The organism is Syntrophotalea sp. (assembly GCF_050253115.1).
In the GTDB taxonomy this organism is placed as follows: Bacteria; Desulfobacterota; Desulfuromonadia; order Desulfuromonadales; family Syntrophotaleaceae; genus Syntrophotalea; species Syntrophotalea acetylenica.
In genome coordinates this window covers 1-6,326 of the sequence record NZ_JBFWJQ010000136.1, presented here as the reverse complement: position 1 = coordinate 6,326, position 6,326 = coordinate 1, and the positions used below count along the sequence as shown (strand labels likewise).

Here is a 6,326-nt window from a genome sequence, read left to right as displayed (position 1 = left end):
GTTCATGTCGAAGATGATAAATTTCGTCCCACGCAATACGCGTTGCCACAGGGCGGTAGTCCCTGTGGTTTTTTCTTTGGTCCAGAGGAGATGTATGAGTAAGCAGTTGTCGGCAGGAGATATTATCGAGGCTCGTTGCACCCGTTGCAAAGCCGTGACAAACCATACGATTATCGCCATGATCGGGGGCCAGCCCGTTCGCGTGCGCTGCAATACCTGCGATGGCGATCACAATTATCGTGCTCCCAGGGTCAAGAGCGAACCGGCGCGGAAAACGTCACCGGCCCGTCAACCCGGGGCGCCACGCAAGCCGAAGGCGGTAATGCAGGACGAGCAACAATGGCAGGAGGCCGCTGCGCGCTTGCGCTCGGGGCAGAGTGTGCCCTATGCTATGGACAGATCGTTCAAAAAGGGGGACGCTGTCGACCACCCTGCTTTCGGCATGGGTATTGTGGTGGATATGGTGCCGCCCAACAAGGTGGAAATCCTGTTTGAAAGCGGTCGCAAATTGCTGCGCTGCAAACTTTAGGAACAGCGGGGCCGGGCTGATGCCCGGCCGTGCGTATAGGTGGGTGCCGCCGTCTGTTTTGTTCCGGCGGCTTCTATCGAGGGAGAAGCGCAAGGGGTATGGAGTTTGCCGAGCTTCACGGTTGGTGCATGACACCCCGGCAGGCGATCGCATTGCAAAAGGCCCTGGCGCATCGTGTTTGCACGGAAAGCCGGCTGCCCCAGAACCTGCGCCATGTGGCCGGTGTCGATGTCTCCTTCCGGCGTGGCGACTCGCTGTTTCATGCCGCAGTGGTGGTCGTGGATTTAGCCGACATGGCGTGCGTCGAGGCGGTCTGTGCCGCCATCGAGATTCGCTTCCCCTATGTGCCCGGGTTGTTGTCCTTCCGTGAGTTGCCGGTGGTGCTTGAGGCTTTCCGGAAATTGCGGAGTACACCGGATGCGGTGCTGGTGGACGGCCAGGGTATTGCGCATCCCCGTCGCCTGGGGCTGGCGAGCCATCTCGGATTGTGGCTTGGCCTGCCTACCGTCGGTTGTGCCAAAAGCCGACTGTGCGGCGAACACCCGCCGCCGGGCCGCGGACGTGGCGAGCGGGTGCCGCTGGTCCTGGACGGCACCGTTGTCGGCACGGTTCTTACCACCCGTGATGGCATCAGGCCACTGTATGTTTCTCCGGGGCATATGACGGACGTGCCCGGCGCTGCGGAGCTGGTGCTGGCCTGCACCGGGCGTTATCGTCTGCCGGAGCCGATTCGCCGGGCGCATCAGTGCGCCAACGAGGCGCGGCAACGCGCCCGGAGTGACATCAACTCACCGTTTCACTGAATACCGATGTTCAGCCAGTTCACCCCTTCGATCTCCGCGCAGATCTGATCCCCCTGAACCACCGGTCCGACGCCCGCAGGCGTTCCGGTCAGCAGGATGTCACCTTTTTCCAGGGTAAAAATGGCCGATGCGGCGCTGATCAGGGCCGGGATTTTGAAGATCATTTCCGCCGTATTGCCATCCTGCCGGGTTTCGCCGTTGACTGACAGGGTAAGACGCAGGGCGTGGGGGTCGGGAACCTGTCCGGCCGGTACGAAATCGGACAGGGGGCAGGAGGTGTCGAACCCTTTGGCCTGGTCCCATGGCAGGCCCTGCGCCTTGAGGCGTTGCTGTACGTCCCGCAGGGTCAGATCGATGGCGACGCCGTAGCCGGCGACATGGTTCATGGCCTCCGCTTCCGGTATGTTGCGGCCCCATTTTCCGATGAGTACCGCCAACTCGATTTCGTGGTGGCAGAGCCTGCTGTAAGGCGGGATCACGGCATTTTCTCTGGGGCCGATGATGCTGCTGGAGGGCTTCAGAAAAAATACCGGTTCATTGGGCGGTTCATTACCCAGTTCATCGGCGTGGGACCGGTAATTGCGAGCCACGCAAAGAATCTTGCCGACCTGAAAAAGGGTGTCATCGAGCAATCTGACTGTATGCATGGCAATCCTCCTGTTTCGGATGTCAATCCCGGGCGCGTGGCAGCGCCCAGTTGAAGTGGATGGCAAACAGCCGCAATGCGCTGACCGTGACGGCGGCCACCAGCAGGGCCGGCGATCGGGCAACGCCGAAACGGATGAACAAAGCCAGCAAAGCGGCGCCGGCCAGGCATGCTGAAGCGTAGATCTCCTTGCGCAATATCAGTGGGATCTGGTTCGCCAGAACGTCCCGCATAATGCCTCCGGCGGTAGCTGTGACGACCCCCATCAGGACTGCGCCCAGAAAACCCAGCTTGAAATGCAGCGCCTTTTCGGTGCCGATGACCACGAAGGTTCCCAGGCCGATGGCGTCGAAAAACAGCAGCGGCTGCCGAAAACCGCCAAGGTGCCGATGGAGAACGAAAGTTAACAGGGCGACCCCCAGACTCAGGTAAAGATAGCCTTCATTCCGGAAACAGAATGGGGGATTGTCGCCAAGCAGAAGATCCCTCAGGGTACCTCCTCCGATGGCGGTGACCAACCCCAGGACCAGGACGCCGAACAGATCCATTCTGCGTCGAATGCCGGCCAGGGCGCCGGAAGCCGCGAAAGCCGCTGTGCCGATCAGGTCGAGGGTATAAAGCAGGGACAAGATTTCATCCTCCGGAGGTTTATGTAATGATACCTTCCGGGCGGCGAAACACAACAATCCGTGCGCCTACGCCGGTTATGGTAAAATGTACCGGCATGATACCCGATGGAAGGCCTTTCGTTAAACAATTTTTGTTCGGCAGGGTGCTGTCGTCCCGCCCGTCGTGTTGTGGCGGGGTCGTTGCGAGCTGGCGGTACCGGTCGAGGGAGAGTGTATGTTCCTGCCCTTTGGTGATACCCCCAACCCGCGTGTCACGGCCTATGCCAACTGGCTGCTGATTGGACTCAACATTGCCGTGTTTATCGGTATCAGCCTGCCTCTGACCCTGTCGCGCGCCGACCCTTCCGATCCGTTGCTGCTGGAGTATCTGCGCAGTCACGGGGTGCGGGGATTCGTCTCTGCCCGGGAGCTTCTGCAGCAGATCAGCAGCTACGACCTGTTTGTTTTCCGCTACGGTTTCCGTCCCGCGGAACCTTCCCTTACCAGCCTGTTTTCCTGCATGTTCCTGCATGGCGGATGGATGCATCTGGCCGGCAATATGCTGTTTTTGTATATTTTTGGCAACAACGTCGAAGCACGCCTCGGCGCTGTTGGATATCTTCTGGTCTACCTGACGAGCGGCGTGGCGGCGACATTGTTTTTTGCCCTGTTCGTACCGGGATCCCAGGTGCCCCTGGTGGGGGCTTCCGGGGCGATATCCGGAGTTCTGGGGTGCTATTTTTTGTGGTTTCCCCGCAATCAGGTCAAGACTTTCATTTTTCTTTTCCCGTTTTTGATGACCACGGTGCTGCTGCCGGCCCGACTGGTGCTTGGCGTGTATCTGGTTATCGATAATCTGCTGCCGTTCCTGGCCAATGGCGGAGCCTCCGGCGGCGTTGCCCATGGCGCGCATATCGGCGGGTTTCTGGGAGGACTGGGGCTGGCTTACGGAGTGGAACACTGGGGCCTGGTGCGGCACCGCCGGCGCTGAGCCTCCCGGCTTTCAGAACGGGAATAAAAGGGGAATCATCAAGGATGCGCAGGCCCATACCAGCAGGTTGAGGAGGGTGCCGGTGCGGGCGAAATCGGAAAAACGGTAGCCACCCGGCCCCATCACCAATGCGTTGGACTGATGGCTTATGGGGGTCATGAAGCAGGATGACGCGGCCACGGCCACGGCCATGAAAAACGGTCGTGGCGAAACCTGCAGGGAGATGGCCGCATGCAGTACCACCGGTGCAATCAGCACCGCTGCGGCGGCATGGCTCATGATTTCGGTCAGCAGCGAGGTGAGCAGGAAAAACACCGCCAGCACCGCCATGGGGCCCCAGTGCCCGATCAGATGCAGGATGTTTTGCGCCAGCAGGCTTGCGGCTCCGCTGTTCTGCAGAGCCAGGCCCAGTGGCAGGGTGCCGGCAATCAGCAGAAGGATGCGCCAGTCAATGCTCTCATAGGCTTCCTGCATATTGAGACAGCCGCTGAGCACCATGGCCACCGCGCCTAAAGGGGCGGCCAGGGCGATAGACAGGCTCTCGGTCACCGTCAACAGAATCACCCCGGCCAGCACCAGCAGCGCCATGGGGGCCTGCCGTGGCCGATAGGGTGTCGGTTCAATCCCGCCCAGCAGCAAAAAACCGTGTTCGCGGCCCAGGTGCGCGATTCCCGCCTCGTCCCCCTGCAGAAGCAGCACATCACCAAATCGCAACACGACATGATCGACTTTTTTGACCACCGGCGCGCCCTGACGCCACAAGGCCAGGACGTTGAGTCCGTAGGTCTCCCGGAACCGTACCTGGCGCAAGGTCTTGCCGGCCATTTCACTGTTGGGGGTCAGGGAGGCTTCGATCACCATCAATTCCTTGCCGCGATGTGGCGGAGGGTTATCCCGTTCCGGAATCAACTCCAATCCCTTGGCTTTTATCACCTTGAGGATGCCCTGGGGGTTGCCTTCGAGAAACAGGATATCGCCGCTGCGCAATTTGCGGTTACGGCGCGGCGCGGGAATTTTTTCCCTGCCGCGCAGGATGGCTCGCACCCGCAGCTGAAAGTCCCGCTCCAGACTGCTGCCGGCGATGGTCTGGCCGGCGATCGGCGAGTCCGGCAGGATTTCCGCCTGCGTAATGTATTCCTTCACCTGGTAGGCTTCGGTCAGTTGCCCGGATTTGCGCACCGGCAGCAACCGCCGGCCGAGCAGCAGCATGTATCCGATACCGACGGTAACGATCACGAGCCCCACCGGGGTGAAGGAAAACAGGCCGAAGCGCTCCCCTGTATATTCCTGCAGCAGGGCATTCATGAGGATGTTCGGCGGGGTGCCGACCAGCGTGCAGACGCCGCCCAGCAGGGATCCGTAGGCGAGGGGGATGAGCATTTTCGAAGGGCTGATATGCAGGCGGCGGCACACATCGATGACGACCGGCATCAATACCGCGGTGGCGCCGATGTTGTTGATAAAGGAGGAAGCCAGGGCAACACTGACCATGATGATGGCGGTAAGGCGGTTTTCGCTGCCTTTGGCCAGATGGATGAAGAGTACGCCGGCTTTTCCCAGAGCGCCGGTATGGGTTATTCCGGCGCTGATGACGAACATGGCCGCCACCGTGATTACCGCCGGATTGGCGAAGCCGCTGAGCGCCTCCTGTATCGAGACCATGCCGCTAATGGCCAGCGCCAGAAGGACCAGCAGCGCGACCATATCCATTGGCAGCCATTCGGTGGCGAACAGCAGGACCGCCACCAGCAGAATGCCTAAGGTCATCGCAATGGCCATGCCACCCCTCACGCTTCAGCAAAAAGTCCTGTCCTGAAAAGTGTAGCCTTTATCTTTGCGAAGTCACCCGCAGCTTTGGATTGTCCAGGTTTTTTGTGTGTGAAAATGCCCGTTTGGCGAGCAAGTCATCGGGAGAAATCATCGGTCCGCGTCCCGGAATCGCTTTAAGCCAAAGGTTCATCCATTTCGGCCAGCAGGGCCCGTGTTGCGGCTTCGGGGTTGGCGGCGGCCAGAATCGCCGAAATGAGCGCCACGCCTGCCGCCCCGGCGGCACGCACCTCCCGGATGCGACCCTGCTGGATGCCACCCAGCGCCAGTACCGGCAGCGGACTGCAGGCGCAGGCGCACCGCAGTGCCTCCAGGCCCTGGGGCGCACCGAAGGGCGCTTTGGAAGGGGTGAAGTAGATCGGGCTGAAGGTGACGAAATCGGCTCCCTCTTGAGCGGCTGGGTGGATCGCCTCAGGGTGGTGAACGGAGCGGCCGATGATGGCGTTCTGGCCGAGCAGACGGCGGGCTTCGGCGGTGGGCAGGGAATGCTCGCCAAGATGCACCCCGTCGGCACCGGTCGCCAGGGCCACGTCGATGCGGTCGTTGACCAGCAGTCTGGCGCCGAATCGTGCGGTCAGGGAGCGTAATGCCAAACCGCAGCGATAAAGCTCGTCGGCGGGCAGATCCTTGTCCCGCAACTGGACGGCGCGCACACCTCCGCACAGGGCCTGTTCCACGCATTGAAGCAGGGTGCGTCCTTGCGGCACGGTTTTGCGATCGGTGATCAGATAAAGGCGGAACGCACCTGTATCCATGGACATGGCGGTCCCCCCGACTCAGTTCTGAAAAGCGCTGTCCCAGTCTTTCCAGACCGGCTCGTAGCCCCTGGCCCGCAGCATGGCGCAGACCTGCTCGGCGTCGCGTTCGTCGCTGATGGCGAACTGTTCGCTGCCGTCATGCTCGTGTCCGTAGCCGCCCGGCG

General features: G+C 61.0%; 7 protein-coding genes. 3 read left to right on the top strand and 4 right to left on the bottom strand.

What is annotated here, in order from left to right; all coding sequences use genetic code 11:
- Positions 1-94: 94 nt before the first annotated feature.
- Positions 95-529: a hypothetical protein gene (locus tag AB7E65_RS11580; protein ID WP_428745962.1), complete on the top strand. Its 435-nt coding sequence runs from the start codon at positions 95-97 to the stop codon at positions 527-529.
- Between the two features lie 98 nt (positions 530-627).
- Positions 628-1,332: a deoxyribonuclease V gene (gene nfi / locus AB7E65_RS11575; RefSeq protein ID WP_428745961.1), complete on the top strand. Its 705-nt coding sequence runs from the start codon at positions 628-630 to the stop codon at positions 1,330-1,332.
- On the opposite strand, the gene AB7E65_RS11570 is transcribed toward nfi, so the two are convergent.
- Together AB7E65_RS11570 and AB7E65_RS11565 are read right to left on the bottom strand one after the other, a co-directional pair.
- Positions 1,326-1,979 carry a fumarylacetoacetate hydrolase family protein gene (locus tag AB7E65_RS11570; protein WP_072286141.1) on the bottom strand — a complete coding sequence of 218 codons (654 nt, stop codon included), beginning with the start codon at positions 1,977-1,979 and terminating at the stop codon, positions 1,326-1,328. The genes nfi and AB7E65_RS11570 overlap by 7 nt on opposite strands.
- A gap of 22 nt (positions 1,980-2,001) precedes the next feature.
- Complete coding sequence (locus tag AB7E65_RS11565; protein ID WP_072286140.1) at positions 2,002-2,607, bottom strand: trimeric intracellular cation channel family protein; 606 nt, start codon at positions 2,605-2,607, stop codon at positions 2,002-2,004.
- Between the two features lie 214 nt (positions 2,608-2,821).
- Here AB7E65_RS11565 and AB7E65_RS11560 point away from each other — a divergent pair, with 214 nt between their 5' ends.
- Positions 2,822-3,577, top strand: coding sequence for a rhomboid family intramembrane serine protease (locus AB7E65_RS11560; RefSeq protein ID WP_320361243.1), 756 nt, complete (start codon positions 2,822-2,824; stop codon positions 3,575-3,577).
- Positions 3,578-3,589: 12 nt separating this feature from the next.
- On the opposite strand, the gene AB7E65_RS11555 is transcribed toward AB7E65_RS11560, so the two are convergent.
- Both AB7E65_RS11555 and thiE read right to left on the bottom strand, forming a co-directional pair.
- Positions 3,590-5,344, bottom strand: a complete 1,755-nt coding sequence (locus tag AB7E65_RS11555) for an SLC13 family permease (protein WP_428745960.1) — start codon at positions 5,342-5,344, stop codon at positions 3,590-3,592.
- A 176-nt stretch (positions 5,345-5,520) separates the two neighbouring features.
- Positions 5,521-6,159, bottom strand: a complete 639-nt coding sequence (gene thiE / locus AB7E65_RS11550; protein ID WP_072288004.1) for a thiamine phosphate synthase — start codon at positions 6,157-6,159, stop codon at positions 5,521-5,523.
- Positions 6,160-6,326: the final 167 nt, after the last annotated feature.